Below are 18,789 nucleotides of genomic sequence, written 5' to 3' on the forward strand. Positions count from 1 at the left end.
CTTTGGTACTCCTCCGTTGTATTTTAGCGCTCTTACTGTAGCAACTATTACAACAGCATCTGGTTTTAATCCAGCCATTCTACACTTGATGTCTAAGAACTTTTCAGCTCCAAGGTCAGCACCGAATCCTGCTTCTGTAACTACATAGTCAGCAAAATGAGTAGCCATTCTTGTAGCCATTATTGAGTTACATCCATGAGCTATATTTGCAAATGGTCCACCGTGTACAAATGCTGGTGTTCCTTCAAGTGTTTGAACTAAATTTGGTTTTAAAGCATCTTTAAGTAATGCAGCCATAGCACCCTGAGCATTTATTTGTCCAGCTGTTACTGGAGCTCCACTTCTTGTATAGCCTACAACTATTCTAGCTAATCTTTCTTTTAAATCATTTATATCAGTTGCTAAACAGAATATAGCCATTATTTCTGAAGCAACAGTAATGTCAAATCCATCTTCTCTTGGCATTCCATTTGCTTTTCCACCCATACCATCAACAACAAATCTTAATTGTCTGTCGTTCATGTCAACGCATCTTCTCCAAACAATTCTTCTTGGGTCAATATCTAAAGCGTTTCCTTGATATATATGGTTGTCTATCATTGCAGCTAAAAGGTTATTTGCTGCTCCTATTGCATGGAAATCACCTGTAAAGTGAAGGTTTATATCTTCCATTGGAACAACTTGAGCATATCCGCCGCCTGCTGCTCCTCCTTTTACTCCAAATACAGGTCCTAGTGAAGGTTCTCTTAATGCAACTATTGTATTTTTACCTATTTTTGACAAAGCATCAGCTACACCTATTGATGTAGTAGTTTTTCCTTCACCTGCTGGTGTTGGATTGATTGCTGTGCATAGTATTAATTTACCATTTTTCCCTGGTGTTTTCTTCAAAAGATTGTAATCTACCTTTGCTTTATATTTTCCATAAAGCTCGATATCATCTTCTGTAAAACCTAACTTAGCAGCTACCTCTCTAATGTCTTGCATTTTACACTCTTGTGCAATTTCAATATCTGACTTAAAACCCATTTTAGAATACCCCCATCTCTAATTTTTCTTTTATTTTTTTAATCTCCTGTACAGTTTCATTACTGCAATCATATGGAGATTTATTAACCCTATCAGAACTTCCCACAGTTTCACGATAATGTATAAATCCGAGACAGACATCTGTATCTATATTTTCAAGTACATATTTTTCATCTTCTTCATTTTTAACCTTATTTGCTACTACAAAAACTTTTTCTATCCCTAAGTCCTTTGCAAGCTTTTTTACATGCTTATATGTTTGTATACTTCTTATTCCAGGTTCTACAACAACAATGAATACGTCTACCCCCTGAGCAGTACCTCTTCCTAAATGCTCTATACCGGCTTCCATATCCATAATCACAATATCTTTATTTTGAAGAATCAAATGGGATGTAAGTTTTTTTAGAAGAACATTCTCTGGACAAATGCATCCAGTTCCACCTGTATCTACTGTTCCCATTGTTAAAAGCCTTACACCATAATGCTCTTTACAATATCTTTCTGGAATATCATCAACCTTTGGATTTATCTTGAACATTTTACCAAAAGATCCTGGTGTAGAGTTTGTTCTCTCTGCTACTAACTTCTTCATTTCTGATATAGGAACAATTTCATCAATTAACTCTTGAGGAAAACCTAGTGCTAAGGCTAAGTTAGGATCTGGATCCGCATCTACAGCTAAAACATTATACCCTTCTTCTGCATATATTCTGCTCATTATAGCCGAAAATGTAGTTTTTCCTACTCCGCCTTTTCCTGTGATAGCCATTTTCATTTTCATATGTAGTACCTCCTTTTGTGCCGCCAGAACTGTTATGTGTAGCTTGCTATAAAAAACTAATATTCAATTATAATTTATCTCAAAATGATAACAAATTAGAGTTTGTTATCATTTTGAGTTATTTTTGGTATCATTTTGATATTTTAGTTCTAGAAATGTTAACTTTACACTGTTTTATATTTGGCATAACTTTTGCTTATAAATTTAGTGTAATATTTATATTCCTAACTTTTTACGTTTTTCGTTAACTCTAGCAACTATTTGCTCAACAGTTTTATGTGGATCTGGTTCTACAAAGAATTTAGCTCCTACCCACTCTTCTATTCTATTAGTTAAGATATCCACAACTTCTGGACCACCTGTAACTGGAGGAACTACTCCAAGCCATGTGTCTATACCTGAAGTTACAACATAAGTACCTATTGCTATAGCTTTTTCTGACATATACTCTGGAGCTACACCAACTACTGGTAAGTCACTCATGTCTACACCCAAGTGGTTTGCAGTTGTTCCAACTAACTCTAAAATACGGCTTATATCTACGCATGATCCCATGTGAAGTACTGGTGGTATATCTACTAGCTCGCATACCTTTTTAAGTCCTGGACCAGCAAGTTCTCTTGCTTCTTTTCTAAGTAATCCGTGTTTAGCTGCTGCTTGAGCTGAACAACCAGTTACTACTACTATTATATCATTTTTAATCAAGCCTTTAATTACTTCTATATGTCCTTCATCATGAACGTTCTTTGGATTGTTACATCCAACTACACCTGCAGCTCCTCTTATAACTCCTGCAACTATTACATCTGCTAGAGGTTTTGCTGATTGCATTGGTCCTATATGAGAGTTAACAACTCCATCTAATTTATTTAATATTTGTTCAACACTATAGCCAACTTCTGCTTCAGATTTAAGCTCTGGTATCATAACCTTGCTTCTATCTCTATTTTTAAAGTTCATTATAGCTTCTGTTATTATCTTCTTAGCTGATCCCATTCTGTCTTCTTCATCTAACTCTATGAAAGTTGATCCTTTAATACGAGCTTTTGGTGAAGTTGTTATGAATTTAGTATGATAGCTTTCTGATAATTTAGCTAATGCAGGGAATATACATTGTACGTCAACTACTAAAGCTTCAACAGCTCCAGTTACTACTGCTAATTCTTGTTGCATAAAGTTACCAGCTAATTTAACTCCATGTCTCATTGTAGCTTCATTAGCTGTACAACACATACCACAAAGGTTTATTCCATCTGCTCCAACAGATTTTGCTAATTCAATCATTTCTGGCAATTCAGCTGCTGCAACTATCATTTCTGAAAGAGTTGGTTCATGTCCATGTAACACTATGTTTACTTGATTATCTTCTAAAACGCCTAGGTTAGCTTCAGTATGTCTAGCTTTTGGTGTTCCAAACATAATATCACTGAATTCTGTAGCCATGTATGATCCCATCCAACCATCAGTTAATGAACATCTCATAGCTATTTTAATCATACTTTCAGCATCTGCAGTACAACCTATATGGCTTGCATGCATTACAGAAGCTATTTCTCTATCAACAGCTCTTGGATATATTCCTAATTTTCTCCATATCTCTCTTCTCTTCTCTGGAAGTGTAGGTGGTAGGCAAGGCTCTCCAAATTGTCTTCCATAATCTTGTAAACCTGTTGCTGCAAGTTCATGAGCTATTTCATATATATCTCTACCTTCAGTTTTTACTCCAAATCTCGCTGCAACCTTCATTAATTTCTTTTCATCTTTAACTTTTATGTCTCCATCTGGACTTGTGTGGTATAAATCTAAGCAAATGCTTCTACCATGGTCTGAGTGAGCTGCTGTACCACCTGCTACCATTCTAGCATAGTTTCTGGAAACGATAACATCTGCTGTGGCACCACAAATACCTCTTTCTGCACCTTTACCTGGAACTGGGCTTACCCTACAAGGTCCCATGGTACAGTTTCTACAACATACACCAGCAGCACCAAATCCACAAGGTGCTTTTAGAGCTTCTTTTCTGTCCCAAGCTGTTTCCACCCCGTCTTTTTTAGCCTTATCAAGCATGTCCAACGTAGTTTTGTCAATTGAAAGTACTTTTTCACTCATTTTTAATATTCCCTCCTTACCAAAACTAACTCTATTATAATTGAAGAATTAGTTCCTTATTCTTACCTAAAACCCTAATTTTTAATTTATTTGAAATATTTTGAATGACCACAATTATAATTATAATGCTTTTATATAAAAAAGAAAAGATGTCTTAAGAAAAAATGTTAAATTTTAAACATTCATTTTTAAAAAAAATCCAAATATTTTGTTGAAGGATTGGATATAGGAACAATAATAAAAATAGTTTTTGCTTATAAAATCTCTTGTGCTTTTTATAAATAAATTTTAAATTCTTACTATGCATTATATATATATTACCATTTTTTTAAAAAATTACTAAAAAAATTTAATATTTTATGCCTTCTCAGATATATTTTATCACATTTTCTTCTTTAATTGCAAAATCTTTTTTATTTTATATACACTTTATACTATTCAAAATTCTTATAGAATAAATTACATCACTTTAGTTGACAAATAAAAAAATTTATCTATAATCAATAAATATATGATTTTAATCATAATTTTATGCAATTATTGTAAATAACCTTTTAGAGTTTGTTAAATTTTTAGTAAAGTTTTATTTTAATTTAACAGATTTCAGAAAATTCTCAGTTACATGGCTAAATCCATTGATTTTTAGTTAACCTTATACTTTTATATTTCGACATATCTTATTTCAAATGTATTAATTTGATAAATAAACTAGTTATACTAACTTAAAAGTTACTATAAATAAAAAATAAAGCCCGAATAAAAGTTTAATAACTATTATTCAGACTTTGTATTCTATACCAATCCCTCATTTAAACTACCAGTTCTATAACCATCCATATCTAAAGTTACATATTTAAATCCGAATTCCTTTAGTGATTTTGATATTTTTTCAGCCAAATCACCTTCAGTTATTTTAGATATCTGTTCTTTCGGAACTTCTATCCTAGCTAAATCTCCATGACATCTTACTCGTATAGCCCTAAAACCTAAATCCATAAGATGTTTTTCTGATTTTTCTATTTTATCAAGATCTTTAACTTTTATTTCTTCATCATACGGGATTCTAGATAACAAACAAGCATAAGAAGGTTTATCCCAAGTAGGAAGATTAAGTTTCTTTGAAAATTCTCGTATTTCTGATTTTGTTATTCCATTTTCTAAAAGTGGGCTCTTAACATCAAGTTCACTTAGCGCCCTAAGACCTGGTCTATAATCTTTCGTATCATCAGCATTTGTACCATCAACTACATATTCAAATCCACATTTTTTTGCTAATTCTTTTATTTTAGTAAAAACAGCTTTTTTGCATAAATAGCATCTATCTAAGGGATTAAATTTTATTTCATCTATAATTACAGGCACCTCTAAAAGTTCATGCCTTATTCCAATGTTTTTCGTAATTGATTTTGCTTCTTCAATCTCCCATTTAGGTATATATGGTGATACCACAGTTACCGCAATAACATTATCTCCTAGAGCTTCTTTTGCTGCTTTTACTAAAAAAGTGCTATCTACTCCTCCAGAAAATGCAATAACTACTTTATTCAATTTTTTCAAACTACTAATTAAATCTCTATATTTTTTATTTTCTATCATTTTTATTACCTCCAAATTATTATAAAAAAAGCCACAGTAAAATAAACAATTACGTTTATTTTACCATGACTTCTATAATTTAAGTATATATTATTCCATCATAGCTGTAAGTTTTTTGTTTAATGATAGCAATACTAAACCAAGAACTATTGATACAACTGCTATTCCACCAAATATTTGTATGTGTCCTAGTGAATCCATAAATGATGCTAATACTCCTGCAAGTTTATTTGCAATAGATGAACTCAATAGCCAAACTCCCATAAGTAATGATGCAAGTTTCTTTGGTGCTAATTTACTTACCATTGAAAGCCCAACTGGTGATAAGCAAAGTTCTCCCATTGTATGAAGGAAGTACGCTCCAACAAGCCATAATATATTAGCTTTTACAGCTACATTATCTCCTGCATTTCCTCTTTGTAAGCAAGCTCCTACCATTAATAAGAATCCTATTCCTAAAAGTACCATACCTAATGCCATTTTTGTAGGAATATTCATATCTCCTTGAGGTCTATTTGATAATTTCATCCATATTTTACCTACGATTGGTGCAAATAATACTATAAATACCGGATTTAATGATTGGAACCAAGATACTGGCAATTGCATACCAAACGCATCTCTGTTTATAAAATCTTTAGTGTATATTGTTAATGAACTTCCTGCTTGTTCGAAACCAGCCCAGAAGAATACAACAAATGCTGTTACAATGAATATAACTGCAGTTCTTCTCTTTTCTTGAGCAGTAAGTGGTCTATTTGCTTCTTCTGATGATTTATCATCTTTACTCTTAGCTCTACCAACTGGCTTTTTACCAATCTCGCCTAAATACTTATTTCCTAATAAATTGAATAGAAGTTGTCCTAGAACCATACCTATACCAGCTGCTAAGAAACCGAACTTAAATCCATAATGAATTATTTGTTCTCCTTGTCTAACTGCAAATATTTGCTCTGCTAATGTACCACATACAAACGGAGCTATAAATGCACCTAGGTTTATACCCATATAGAAGATTGTAAAAGCAGCGTCTTTTCTTTTATCTCCCTCTGGATATAATTGTCCAACTAATGTTGATATGTTTGGTTTAAAGAAACCGTTTCCGATTATAAGTAAAAATAATCCTAAATATAGCGCGCCTTTACTTTGGTTTGAGAATAACGCAAACTGTCCAGCAGCCATAGTTATACCACCGATAGTAATGGCTAGTCTTTGTCCTAAAAATCTGTCTGAAAGATATCCACCGATTAATGGAGTAAGATAAACTAGCGAAGTAAATGTACCATACAGGCTCATTGCTTCAGCCTTATCAAAACCTAAACCACCAGATATTAAGCTTGTTGTTAAATATAAAACTAACAAAGCTCTCATACCATAGTAACTGAATCTTTCCCATGCTTCTGTGAAGAATAGCAGATACAATCCTGGTGGATGTTTCATTTTACCTGTTTCATTTTGAACTTGTCCATTCTTTTTTGAAAGTTCCATGTTATCCCTTCTTCCTATGTATTTTAATTTTTTATTTTCGAAATTATTTTATCATTATATTTTCTTCTTGGCAAGATATCATTTATTTCCTTTGGCTATTTGAATTGCTATTTATCACATCGTTTTCATTCAATATGCATATATATGCACATTAAAAATAAACTTTAAAATGAATAATCCAGCTTTCTAAGAACTTTATTTTTCTTGATTTTATTATAACCAAGGCATTCTTTACAAGCGTCTTATCTTTTTTATATTATATAATAATTGCATAATTATAAACTATGTATTACTTTTTTGAATTTTTTCATTATTTTTAATTTGGTTTTACAAGTTTTCCGTCTTATTCAAAATATATCACTTTCTCTTATTCTTGCATTTTTTTATTGTTTTAATTCATTTTTATAGATATTTGTTAAAAAAGTCTCTTTTTCATTGCGATTTTATAATTTTTTAATCAAAATACATATTAATTTTTTACTGTTTGATTTCACTTTTTACAGTACAGATTCATTTTTTACAGTATTATATAATCTTTTTTAATGAAAAATTATTCACAAAACTGCCGATTAGGCGAAAGTATATTTGTCTAAAAAAAAATAAAAAAATAAATAATATAAGCTGAAATTAAGCAGCAAATATTTGCCCTTACTTGACATATAAAAAAGCTATCCCATAATTACTTATGAGATAGCTTTTCTAATACAACTTGACTCTTTGCTTTTTTATACTCTATTTTTTATCTACATTCAAAACTGTCTGCAATAATACATTAGCACCTTTCCAGCAGTTTTCAACAGGTGTAAATTCAGGTTCACAGTGGCTGTGTCCATCTTTACTTGGAACAAATATCATAGTTGTAGGTAACATTTCAGCTACAAACTGAGCATCGTGACCTGCACCACTGTAAATATCCATATTTGAATATCCGTATGCTTCTGCATTCTTTTTAACCAAACCAACTAATTCTTTATTAAATTGAATTGTATTACGTGCCCATTGTAATTCATACTCAACTCTGCACTTGTCAAGCTCCTTAGGAATATTTTCAATAACTTTAACAACCTGCTTAATTACTTCAGGATCCTGATGTCTTGCATCTAATGAGAAGTCAACAAAGTCAGGAATAACAGTATGTACGCATGGATGACAAACTATTTCACCTGTTGTATAAACAAGATTGCTATCAAGTTTGTCTAATTCTTCATGTAGGTATTTTATAGCACTTGCTGCTGCTAAAAGAGCATCCTGTCTATATTTCATTGGAGTAGTTCCTGCGTGATCAGATTGTCCATAAGTTCTAATTCTATAGTTAACCATTCCAAGAACACCTTGTACAACGCCAATATCCTTCTTTTCAGCTTCAAGTACAGGTCCTTGTTCAATGTGTAATTCAAGCATAGCTACGTAATCCTTTGGATTCAATCTGTTTGCTTGATCTCCTTCATATCCACTTTCTTTTAAAGCTTCACCAAAAGTTTTTCCTTTAGGGCTTTTTGATGCTAACATCTTTTCCTTATCAAATTTACCACAAACAACTCCTGATGACATCATAGCTGGTGGATAAAGAGACCCTTCTTCATTAGTCCATATCATAGCTGTAATTGGATGACGATGTGGAATCTTTTGTGTAGCTATAGTTTCAACTACTTCCATTGCTGTAAGTACACCTAAAACTCCATCATAGTTTCCACCATTTCTAACTGAATCTACATGTGACGCCATTGCTATTGCAGGAAGGTCTTCTGAACCTTTAATTGTTGCATACATATTTGCCATATCATCTGTTTTAATTTCAGCTCCTACAGCTTCCATTCTTTTACGGAATTCTGCCCTTGCTTGAAGAGCTTCTGGTGATAAAGAAAATCTTGTTATGCCTCCATGTCCAGCATCACCGAATTTACTAAACGTAAGGATCTTATCCTCCAATCTTTCTTTGTCACAAGTAAACATAGTATTTTCCATTAATATACACTCCTTTTAGTTTTAAATTTATTTGTCAAAATTATATATATTTATTATTTATTATTTAATTAATATACTTTATTTTGTTTATTCATCTATTATATAAGCTTAGGTAATCCTCTATATTATTATCTTAACCCCATACATAAATTTAGCAAGACTTATGCCAACTAAATTTATTTAAATTCTCTAATCTATCATAACTCCTTGAATTTGCTGGCATTCTCATCACTTTTCTTACTTTAACTTGGTTATTTTTTTAATTTTTCTTATATAAATTAGTTAATAATATATTTTAAATCATAGATTTTGATGAAATTTTTCATCAAAATCTATGATTAATGTAATCACCTAGTCAGCCTTTCTGTTTTTAGGTTGTTCAATACTTATTTCGTAAGTTATAATTTTTCTACATGTTCATATTATTAAGCAGTAATTAATATAGATTAACTTAATATACAGTTAACAATACAGCAAGACTTATGCCAATTAAACTTACCTTAATTTTTCAAATTTGTATAACTATATAAGTTTTCTATCAATACCTTCATTTTTCTTGTTTCACTTGATTAATCTTTAATTTTCCTTATATGTGTCAGTCTAAAAAACATCTTAAAAAAATAGGTTCTGATGAATTTTATCATCAAAACCTATGATTAATGTAATCATTTAAACTTTCTTTCTTAATCTTTTTTAATTTCTTAACTACTGTCGACTGATCAATTTTAAGTATATCTGCCACTTTTCGTGTTGTTTTATATTTTTCTATTGCTTTCAATAAAATTTGTTTCTCAAATTCTTCAGTAGCTATCTTTAAAGGTATAAACTCATTAACTTCGCCAACATATTTTGGGATATGCGTAAATATATCAAATATATCATTCTCTTCAATTGTATTTTTATTAGATGTAACAACTAGTCTTTCAACAATGTTTTCTAACTCTCTTATATTACCCGGCCAGTTATATGAAGATAAGACCTTATATGCATTTGATGATATTTGTTTTGATAAACTATATTTTTGATTACACTTTGATAAAAAATAATTTATAAACAGAGGAATATCTTCAGCACGCTCTCTTAAAGGTGGGATATGTATTGGTACAATATTTAGTCTATAATAAAGATCTTCTCTAAATTTACCTTCTCTTACTAGTTTTTTTAAATCTTTGTTTGTTGCTGATATAATTCTAGCTTTTATGTCAAAGGGTTCTGTGCTCCCTATCTTGTATGCTTGTTTTTCTTGTAAAACATGAAGCAATTTTACTTGTAACTGCATTGGCAGTTCTCCAATTTCATCTAAAAAAATAGTACCCTCACCAGCAACTTCTAATAAACCCTTTTTACCTTTCTTAACTGCTCCTGTAAAAGCTCCTTCTTCATAACCAAAAAGCTCTGATTCAATAAGATTTTCAGGTATCGCTCCACAATTAATCTGTACAAAAGGTTGCTCTCTTCTTTTACTCATTTGATGAATTGTTTTTGCTATGAAGCTTTTTCCAACCCCAGTTTCACCAAGGAGTATTATTGTAGTTTCTATATTTCCAATATGTTCAACTAACTCAATAATTTTTTTCATCGAAGTAGAATTTCCTACAATATAGTCTTTGTTTTTTATTTGATTTCTTCTTATTTCATCCCTATACCAGTCTAAAAGATGTTCAGTCTCCTCTAATTGCTTTTTTAACATCTCAGATTCAGTAATATCCTTTGATATATTCACAACTCTTACAAGCTTTCCTTTTTCATTAATCATTGGTATACCAGTTACCAGTAATCTCTTTCCTGATGCAGTTTCTTGAATTAATGATAATTCTTTCTTTTTTTTCAAAACTTCAATTGTGATAGATGGATTGAATATTCCTGATTTAGAAAGCTCATAAACATCTTTCCCGATCATCTCACTCTCAGATATACCAAAGGTTTCTTGACAGGATTTGCTAACCTTTAACAACACTCCTTTTCCATCAGTAACAGTTATCTGATCAAAAGTTGTATCCATTATTAATTTAAGCTCTTCATATGTCTGCTTATAATAACTTAGCTCCTGTAATAATTTATTGTATGGCATCCCTTCAGATTTTTCTTTCAATAGTTCTGCCCCCTTTATTGATTAGTGCAAGACTTTTGTTTTTCTTTTCTTTCTATTCTGTTAATTCTTATTATTATACAAGTTCTTATTACTATTTTATTATTATATTATTAAGTTTTCAATAAATTAGACTTTATTATTTTACACTAAAGTATCCTTTTCCCAATAAGGGAGCTTTCATTAAATCCATTAAGAATTAAACTATTAATAGAATTATTTTCTTTACCTAACAATGTTATAAATATAAAATATGAAAAAGCAAAAAAATCCAGTAGAACACTTAATTCTACTGGATTTATCTTGGCAGGGGCAGGAGGACTCGAACCCGCAACCAACGGTTTTGGAGACCGCTACTCTACCAATTGAGCTATACCCCTAAGACGACTTTTATTATACCTCATATTTTTATAATATGCAAGTGCTTTTTCATAATTTAAATAAATATTTTAGTGACTAAAATATTTATAAAACTTAATATAGTATTCTAAATATTTATTTTAGGATATTCTTATTATTTTTTATTTACTTCCTTCTCATAAAACCCTTCTAAATTCTCAATATTATATTTAAGTACGTCTTCATAGCTATCCTCACCATTATATACCTTTATCCCAACCGGTTTAATATTATAATTTTTAATCAAATCTTCATAAGTCCTAAGCAAAGAACTATCATTATATAAAAGTATCAGGTTTTTATTATCCTTCAATTTTGCTTGCATATTTAATTTTGTATTATTATCTATAGTTGCTTGCTCCTTACTTAGGTCAATTACCTTAAAGTCATTATATTTTATAAAATAACTCAGTTCATCCTCCATGGTAACAAAAGTATAATCTGATAATTTGTCTTTAACAGCTTTTAAATCCTTTTGGTAGTTATCTACATTTCGTAAAGTCTCTGAAAAGTTTTTTTCATATATATCTCGATTTTTAGGATCTTTGTCCTGTACCGCGTTTTTTATATTCATCAATGCTATCCTATAGTTATCCATATTGAGAAGATAATATGGATTATCTTTTAGAACAATATCCTTGTATTTTACAACCTTATTATATGAAACTAATTTTACTCCTCTTGATACATTTATAACTCCTACGTTACTCTTATTTAGATTATCTATAAAGTTATTCATCCAAGGGTCAAAGCCTGCACCCATATAGATAAACAAATCTTTTTTTGCTATATTATTTAAGCTATCACTTGAAAACTGAAAATTTAATTCGTCTTGTCTATTACTGAACATGTATTCAACCGAATGTCTATCTTTAACTATACTTTTTATCATACTGTATAAAAGCTTGTTTGATGTGATAATGTTTAAATTTACATCCTTAACAACTTCCATCTTTGTGTTATCTACCGGGTTGGTTTGGGTATCTTCAATCTTTTTACTACAACTTACAAGAAATACCATACAAAAAATTAGGAACACACTAAATTTTTTTTTCAAATTATTCACCTCTGAAACTTATAAACATATCAGTTAGGAATATGTATAAACATATATTAACTTGTTACATAAACATATTATTATATATATTTTACATAATGTAATTTAACAATGCAAACTCTTATGAAATATTTTACAATAATAAATTTAATATAAACAGAATTCTAATAAAATATTAGATACTATCTAATCTTTCTTTTCTTTTTGTGTTATTTTGGATAAAATAACTATGAGGTGAATTATAATGGAGTTTATTGTAGATACTGCTGACAGCACAATGATGTTAGGGAGAAAATTAGGCGAACTTGTGCATTCTGGTGATATAATTTGCATTACTGGAGACCTTGGCGCTGGTAAAACTCACTTTACTAAAGGTGTTGCTCAAGGGCTCGAAATAAATGAGCCTATAACAAGTCCTACATTTACAATAGTAAATGAATATGAAGGGCGCTTAAAACTACATCATTTTGATGTTTATAGAGTATGTGATCCCGATGAAATAGAGGCTATAGGCTTTGATGAATATATTTTTAGCGATGCTGTAAGTATTATAGAGTGGTCAAACTTTATTGAAGAATTAATCCCTAGGGAACATATATGGGTAGATATAAAAAAGGTTCCTGAACTAGGCATTGACATCAGGAAAATATCCATAAATTATTATGGCGATAGATATAACTATATAAAGGAGTTAAAATAAATTATGAAAGTTTTAAGTTTAGATACATCCACCGAATCCGCAACTTGTGCCGTTCTCGACGATGATAAATTACTTGGAGAAATAACCTTTAACTATAAAAAGCAGCACTCTGTTGTACTTATGTCAATGGTGGATACTCTGCTGAATAATTTAAAATTAAGCATTGACTCATTAGACGGATTTGTAGTTTCAAAAGGTCCCGGATCCTTTACTGGACTTAGAATCGGAGCTTCAGCTGTAAAGGGGTTAAGTCAAGGTACTGGAAAACCATTTGTTGGGGTCTCCTCACTGGATGCTCTAGCCTATAATTTAGCTTATACTAATGGCATAGTATGTCCTATTCTAGATGCCCTTAGAGATAATGTGTATACAGCCTTGTATAGGTTTGAGGAAGATAGATTAAATATTATAGGTGAGCATATGATAATTTCAGTTGATGAATTAATTACTGTACTCAATCAGTACGAAGAGCGTGTATGCTTTATTGGAGATGCAATTCCTAAATTTAAAGAAAGACTAAAATCTAGCATAAAAAACATAAGTTTCGCACCTGCACACCTTAACTTAACTCGAGCATCTTCATTAGGTGAACTAGGCTTAAGCCTTCTAAAGAATGGGATTTATGATGACTTATATACCTTTGCCCCTATTTATCTAAGAAAGTCACAGGCCGAAAGGGAGTATGAAAAAAAATCAAGGGGTATAGAAAATGAATGATATTGATATACTTTCCTTAAAGTTAGAACATATTGATAGTGTTTTAGTAATTGATACTCTGTGTTTTCCAACACCATGGAGTAGAGAGTCATTCCAAAAGGAGATAGAAAACAATAAATTTGCGAGATACATAGTTGCAAAAAAAGGAGAGGTAGTAATTGGTTATGCAGGCATGTGGCTCATACTCGACGAAGGCCATATAACTAATATAGCTGTACATCCAGAATATAGAGGCATAGGTGCAGGAAAACTTTTACTAGAAGCTCTTATTGAAATTTGCAAAATAGAATCAATAAATAGTATAACATTAGAAGTTAGAAAATCTAACATAGTTGCACAAAGTCTATATAAAAAATATGGCTTTGTTGAGGAAGGCATAAGAAAAGAATATTATGGCGACAATCGAGAAGATGCAATTATAATGTGGAAACATAGTATATAAATTTTATGACACAAAATTTTTATCAATTGACAATTGACAGAGAATGAGGATTTTTCTTCATTACACTACGAAAAATCTTTAATTACATTATAAGACCCGTTTCAACTTAGTGAAACGGGTTCTATAATATAAATTAGTTTTCCGACGTCAGGAAGAAAACTTACCTTCATTGTCCTCTGTTCTCTGTCAACTGTCCTCTAAAAAATAATACATCGTATTATTTTTATTCTATCACTATTCTGTTGTAGTTTTTCTTTCCTCTTCTTATAAGCATACTGCCATCGTTGAAGTTTTCTTCTGTTATTATCATATTCATATCTGTTACTTTTTCATCATTTATTGTAAGGCCACCTTGTTGGATTAATCTTTTTGCCTCACCTTTTGATGGAAGTATTTTTGTATTTACAAGCAATTCTGTTATACTACATCCTAACTCTTCTTTCTTTACAGCTGCAGTAGGCACAGAACTCATATCCTGGCCACCTGCAAATAGAGCTTCTGCTGCTGCTTTAGCTTTTTCTGCTTCTTCTTCACTATGTATAATCTTAGTAACTTCATAAGCAAGAACTTTTTTGGCCTCATTTATTTCAGAACCTTGAAGCGCTCCAAGTCTTTTTACTTCATCCATAGGTAAGAAAGTTAACAATGCTAAACATTTTTCTACATCAGCATCACCAACGTTTCTCCAATATTGATAGAATTCATATGGTGAGGTTTTATCCTTATCAAGCCATACAGCTCCGTTCTCTGTTTTGCCCATCTTTTTACCTTCACTATTTGTTAATAGTGTAAATGTCATACCAAAAGCAGGTTTACTTTCTTTTCTTCTTATTAAATCTACTCCTGATAATATATTTGACCATTGGTCATCTCCACCCATTTCAAGCACACAACCATATTTTCTATTTAGCTCAAGAAAATCGTATCCTTGCATTAGCATATAATTAAATTCAAGGAAAGTTAATCCCTTTTCAAGTCTTTGCTTATAGCATTCAGCAGTAAGCATTCTGTTTACAGAAAAATGTACTCCTATTTCTCTTAAAAACTCTACATAATTAAGATTAAGCAGCCAATCCGCATTATTTACCATTAGTGCTTTTCCATCATTAAAGTCTATAAGTTTAGCAAATTGCTTTTTAAAGCTATCTGCATTATGTTGTATCTGCTCTTTTGTAAGCATTTTTCTCATATCAGTCTTACCACTTGGATCACCAATCATTGCGGTGCCCCCACCTAATAATGCAATAGGTCTGTGCCCTTCTCTTTGCATATGTGCCATAACCATCATTTGTAAGAAATGTCCTACATGAAGACTATCTGCAGTTGGGTCAAATCCTATGTAAAATGTTATCTTTTCTTTTTCTAACAATTCTTTTATTTCTTCTTCATGAGTAACCTGCTTTATATATCCACGTTCTAGCAATGTATCATAAACGCTAGCCATTTAAAGCACTTCCTTTCTAACTATTTCAATTTGTCATTCTTAGCTATAACTTATAGTATATAATTAAAGTATTTTTTTATCAATATTTAAATACATATAATTAGTTTTTTATGTTAATATTTATTATATGTATATAAGGCATCTTCAAAAATGACTAGTCAGTATGCTAGTCTATTTTGACTTATTATTTTCTTTCAGATGCCTAATGTTTTACCGAAAGGATGTAATTTATGCAAAGTTGGTCTTTTAAATCGTTAGTTTTATGTAATGAAATTAATTTAAATGCCATTGCTTCTCATTTTGGTATCACCCGTAAATTTAAGTGGGAAGACCCTTTAGTATTGTCTGACAGAAAATTGAGTGGCATAGTTAGAGAAACAGAAAATAAATGGATTTACATATATTATTTTGGAACCTTAGTTTTTATAAATATGGAATTCCATGAAATTCAGGATATAATCAAATACATAAAAAATATAGAGCCTAATCTTAAAAATAATAATCCAACGGAATATATTGATGAATATAAACTTGAAGTAGATGCACAATATGATTATTCCTTGTATAATGATTTAATGACATCAAATGAGTTTATACCCTACTATCTTGATATAATATCATTGGTATTAGCAAAGTCTACTTCCTTAAAAAAAATTGAGACTGAAACAGATAAACTTTTAGATGGTATCGAGAATATAATAAATTATCTTGACACAGGTAAGTTTAATATGTCTGATCAGGAAATAGCTAAAACCTCTGCTAAAGTATTAAGATTTAAATATAATACCATATCATATCTTATGCTTTTAGATAAACCTAAAGCAGCATGGGATAATGAGGATATAGAAAATTTCTTTATTCAAATCAGTTCACTTTTCGATCTAGATGAGAGATATAAGAAAATAAATCATAAAACTGAAATACTTCAAGACATTACAGATGTATTTGCCTCTTTATCTCATGAAAAAAGAGGCACAAAACTTGAAATAATGGTTATTATTCTAATTTTATTTGAATTGATTATATCTATAATAGAGTTTATATTAAAATATTAAATACACTTAAGGCTGGACCAATCGGTCCAGCCTTTTATATAAATTAATATTTATTTTCCTCTCAATTATGCTACGTATTTTTTAATAAATTCAGGCATTTCAGTATCGCCATTTACGTTTATATAGAAATCAACACCACTCTCCACTGATAATTTTTCCATTAAACAAAATAATTGTGCCGCATTCTGAAGATTCTCTTCTATAATATTAAACAATCCGTCAATAAAAATTGTCTCAATATCATAATCTTCCGAAAGTATGCCGCACAAAAACCCGTAAAAACTCTCTTGCTTTTTTAAGTTAAATCCACCTGTTGAAATAAATCTTATTCCCCTATTAAGCTGAAACATCGGTCTATTGTCATCGTTAATGTAGACAACATGCCCCTTGCCTACTTCTAATTTCTCGTTTGCCAAGCTAATTAATGCCTTTGTTTTTCCTGAGCCTCTTTTGTTACAAAATACATAAATCATGTTTACCACCCCTTACTTTAATATTTAGGTGCCATACTTATAAGTAAATTATATAATATTCAGAATATTTTTTCAATGATTTAAGAAATAATCTTGAAAAAATATTCCTACATATTATTACATAATAAGCTGTCGCTATAAAACTAGTGATGTTTCCATATTAAGTCGCCTTTGTAAAGCGAAGCTACTTGAAATTTTTTATTCCAGGATATATAACCTTAAATTCACTATCCTTAAATGAGTCTATAAAGGTTACTTTTCCTTTATATTTAAAAGCTTTTTGCATTCTATTAAATCCTCTTCCAGATTTAAGAAATCTACCTTTGCTATCTAATGCAATTATTTTCTCGTATACCCACATATTTCTTTTTATGTAGTTCACAAAGCTTCCATTCCTATCTTTAACTAAGGTGCCAGGACTAATTAAAGCAATGCTATTATGATCAATTATGAGTTCTATTTCTTTATAAAATACTGTATAGTCTCTGTATAGTACAGCATTTCTAACCCCCTCATTTAAAGCTTCAGTTGGATATGATTTGGGAAGGATATTATTAATCATATCTTCGCTTTTATCTAGCATTGATAATAAATCACCCTGTATTATAATTGTTTCATTAAAATCTTTATTAATTCTATTAGTTATTCTTATCATATTATGGGGTATATATACATTATTCATTCTCGAAAATATTAAAAGTCCGCCTAATGTAACCATATGCTTACCGGAATCCTTATCCATATATATAATAGAAGCACTCTCCATAAGTTCAGTTCTATTTTCATCATCAGCCTGAATTCCCTGTGATGCAAAGTATTTATCTACTATGCTTTTTTCAATGCAGCTTATATCACTATGAGGAATAGGACACAATTCTACATTTAAACTTAGACTTTCTTGCAGTGCAGATATTATTTCTTGCTTTCTCATTGTGTCATTGGTTGATCCCCTTCTTATATAAAATGCCCCATTATCACGCATTTGATAAGGCTTTTGCGGTCCATCATAAATATTTATAATCGCAACCTTTTTTTTATCAACCTCTAAAAATTCTAGTGAAATAGGCACAGGCGGTTCTATTCTCGAACTTATAATTTGCTGTATCTTTTCCTCATTTAATTCCAAATCTCCTATCCCTAGTACCTTCTTAGTCTTATCCTCTATTCCTATAACTAAATATCCTCTTCCCCCTCTTGAGTTTGCTATAGCACATATATCTTTTGCTAGTTCTTTTCTTCCGCTATCCGTATCAATTTCTATATATTGCTTAAAATCTAGTTTGGTGCCTTCTGTCTTTTTCAGTAAATTTGTAAATCTTCTCTTATCCATATCAACAACCTCAAATTTCTTATATAAATATTTATATTCAAATTTTTAATAAATATATTTGTTAAATTAATTATAATCCATTTATTATTATAATTTAATGCTTGCATTATCA

General features: G+C 30.7%; 15 protein-coding genes and 1 tRNA gene. 4 read left to right on the forward strand and 12 right to left on the reverse strand.

Annotated elements, in window-relative coordinates:
* The 9 genes from I6U51_RS10720 to I6U51_RS10760 all read right to left on the reverse strand — a co-directional run.
* Positions 1–1,029, reverse strand: a 1,029-nt coding sequence (locus I6U51_RS10720; protein ID WP_211142649.1) for a formate--tetrahydrofolate ligase, incomplete at its 3' end; no start/stop codon positions are given.
* Position 1,030: 1 nt separating this feature from the next.
* Positions 1,031–1,807, reverse strand: a complete 777-nt coding sequence (locus I6U51_RS10725; protein WP_211142714.1) for an ATP-binding protein — start codon at positions 1,805–1,807, stop codon at positions 1,031–1,033.
* A 222-nt stretch (positions 1,808–2,029) separates the two neighbouring features.
* Positions 2,030–3,922 (reverse strand): anaerobic carbon-monoxide dehydrogenase catalytic subunit, encoded by a 1,893-nt coding sequence (cooS, locus tag I6U51_RS10730; protein ID WP_211142650.1) that lies wholly within the window; start codon positions 3,920–3,922, stop codon positions 2,030–2,032.
* Between the two features lie 792 nt (positions 3,923–4,714).
* A complete protein-coding gene (gene larE, locus I6U51_RS10735) occupies positions 4,715–5,518 on the reverse strand; it encodes an ATP-dependent sacrificial sulfur transferase LarE (protein ID WP_211142651.1) in 804 nt (267 codons plus the stop codon).
* A 90-nt stretch (positions 5,519–5,608) separates the two neighbouring features.
* Positions 5,609–7,006, reverse strand: coding sequence for a peptide MFS transporter (locus I6U51_RS10740; protein ID WP_211142652.1), 1,398 nt, complete (start codon positions 7,004–7,006; stop codon positions 5,609–5,611).
* A 732-nt stretch (positions 7,007–7,738) separates the two neighbouring features.
* Positions 7,739–8,971: a Zn-dependent hydrolase gene (locus tag I6U51_RS10745; protein WP_211142653.1), complete on the reverse strand. Its 1,233-nt coding sequence runs from the start codon at positions 8,969–8,971 to the stop codon at positions 7,739–7,741.
* Positions 8,972–9,614: 643 nt separating this feature from the next.
* Positions 9,615–11,063: a sigma-54 interaction domain-containing protein gene (locus I6U51_RS10750; RefSeq protein WP_211142654.1), complete on the reverse strand. Its 1,449-nt coding sequence runs from the start codon at positions 11,061–11,063 to the stop codon at positions 9,615–9,617.
* Between the two features lie 301 nt (positions 11,064–11,364).
* A tRNA-Trp gene (locus tag I6U51_RS10755) sits at positions 11,365–11,440 on the reverse strand.
* A 134-nt stretch (positions 11,441–11,574) separates the two neighbouring features.
* On the reverse strand, positions 11,575–12,480 hold the full coding sequence (locus I6U51_RS10760; RefSeq protein WP_211142655.1) for a metal ABC transporter substrate-binding protein: 906 nt from the start codon (positions 12,478–12,480) through the stop codon (positions 11,575–11,577).
* 280 nt (positions 12,481–12,760) lie between these two features.
* On the opposite strand from I6U51_RS10760, the gene tsaE reads away from it, so the two are divergent.
* The 3 genes from tsaE to rimI are packed head-to-tail and all read left to right on the forward strand — an operon-like array spanning position 12,761 to position 14,375.
* The gene (tsaE, locus tag I6U51_RS10765; protein WP_211142656.1) at positions 12,761–13,216 is read left to right on the forward strand and encodes a tRNA (adenosine(37)-N6)-threonylcarbamoyltransferase complex ATPase subunit type 1 TsaE; all 456 of its coding nucleotides are present in this window, start codon (positions 12,761–12,763) and stop codon (positions 13,214–13,216) included.
* A gap of 3 nt (positions 13,217–13,219) precedes the next feature.
* A complete protein-coding gene (tsaB, locus tag I6U51_RS10770; RefSeq protein WP_211142657.1) occupies positions 13,220–13,933 on the forward strand; it encodes a tRNA (adenosine(37)-N6)-threonylcarbamoyltransferase complex dimerization subunit type 1 TsaB in 714 nt (237 codons plus the stop codon).
* On the forward strand, positions 13,926–14,375 hold the full coding sequence (gene rimI, locus I6U51_RS10775) for a ribosomal protein S18-alanine N-acetyltransferase (protein WP_178906141.1): 450 nt from the start codon (positions 13,926–13,928) through the stop codon (positions 14,373–14,375). The genes tsaB and rimI overlap by 8 nt, the downstream gene beginning before the upstream one ends.
* Before the next feature lie 223 nt (positions 14,376–14,598).
* On the opposite strand, the gene tyrS is transcribed toward rimI, so the two are convergent.
* Positions 14,599–15,819, reverse strand: coding sequence for a tyrosine--tRNA ligase (gene tyrS / locus I6U51_RS10780; RefSeq protein WP_211142658.1), 1,221 nt, complete (start codon positions 15,817–15,819; stop codon positions 14,599–14,601).
* Between the two features lie 230 nt (positions 15,820–16,049).
* Between tyrS and I6U51_RS10785 the strand changes: the two genes are divergently transcribed.
* Positions 16,050–16,874 (forward strand): RMD1 family protein, encoded by an 825-nt coding sequence (locus tag I6U51_RS10785; protein ID WP_211142659.1) that lies wholly within the window; start codon positions 16,050–16,052, stop codon positions 16,872–16,874.
* A gap of 65 nt (positions 16,875–16,939) precedes the next feature.
* Here I6U51_RS10785 and I6U51_RS10790 read toward each other — a convergent pair whose 3' ends face one another.
* Entirely contained in the window at positions 16,940–17,347 is a 408-nt protein-coding gene (locus tag I6U51_RS10790; RefSeq protein WP_211142660.1) for a hypothetical protein, read from the reverse strand.
* 184 nt (positions 17,348–17,531) lie between these two features.
* Complete coding sequence (locus tag I6U51_RS10795; protein WP_211142661.1) at positions 17,532–18,677, reverse strand: AlbA family DNA-binding domain-containing protein; 1,146 nt, start codon at positions 18,675–18,677, stop codon at positions 17,532–17,534.
* Between the last annotated feature and the right edge of the window lie 112 nt (positions 18,678–18,789).

The sequence above is a fragment of the Clostridium aciditolerans genome, from assembly GCF_016316925.1.
GTDB classification, from domain to species: Bacteria; Bacillota; Clostridia; order Clostridiales; family Clostridiaceae; genus Clostridium_AM; species Clostridium_AM aciditolerans.

What these genes read in the sequence shown, in the direction of transcription:
- I6U51_RS10740 (WP_211142652.1), bottom strand. Translation starts at nt 7,006, where the DNA reads ATGGAACTTTCAAAAAAGAATGGACAAGTTCAAAATGAAACAGGTAAA.
- larE (WP_211142651.1), bottom strand. Translation starts at nt 5,518, where the DNA reads ATGATAGAAAATAAAAAATATAGAGATTTAATTAGTAGTTTGAAAAAA.
- I6U51_RS10745 (WP_211142653.1), bottom strand. Translation starts at nt 8,971, where the DNA reads ATGGAAAATACTATGTTTACTTGTGACAAAGAAAGATTGGAGGATAAG.
- tyrS (WP_211142658.1), bottom strand. Translation starts at nt 15,819, where the DNA reads ATGGCTAGCGTTTATGATACATTGCTAGAACGTGGATATATAAAGCAG.
- tsaB (WP_211142657.1), top strand. Translation starts at nt 13,220, where the DNA reads ATGAAAGTTTTAAGTTTAGATACATCCACCGAATCCGCAACTTGTGCC.
- I6U51_RS10785 (WP_211142659.1), top strand. Translation starts at nt 16,050, where the DNA reads ATGCAAAGTTGGTCTTTTAAATCGTTAGTTTTATGTAATGAAATTAAT.
- I6U51_RS10790 (WP_211142660.1), bottom strand. Translation starts at nt 17,347, where the DNA reads ATGATTTATGTATTTTGTAACAAAAGAGGCTCAGGAAAAACAAAGGCA.
- tsaE (WP_211142656.1), top strand. Translation starts at nt 12,761, where the DNA reads ATGGAGTTTATTGTAGATACTGCTGACAGCACAATGATGTTAGGGAGA.
- I6U51_RS10725 (WP_211142714.1), bottom strand. Translation starts at nt 1,807, where the DNA reads ATGAAAATGGCTATCACAGGAAAAGGCGGAGTAGGAAAAACTACATTT.
- I6U51_RS10760 (WP_211142655.1), bottom strand. Translation starts at nt 12,480, where the DNA reads ATGGTATTTCTTGTAAGTTGTAGTAAAAAGATTGAAGATACCCAAACC.
- cooS (WP_211142650.1), bottom strand. Translation starts at nt 3,922, where the DNA reads ATGAGTGAAAAAGTACTTTCAATTGACAAAACTACGTTGGACATGCTT.
- I6U51_RS10795 (WP_211142661.1), bottom strand. Translation starts at nt 18,677, where the DNA reads ATGGATAAGAGAAGATTTACAAATTTACTGAAAAAGACAGAAGGCACC.
- rimI (WP_178906141.1), top strand. Translation starts at nt 13,926, where the DNA reads ATGAATGATATTGATATACTTTCCTTAAAGTTAGAACATATTGATAGT.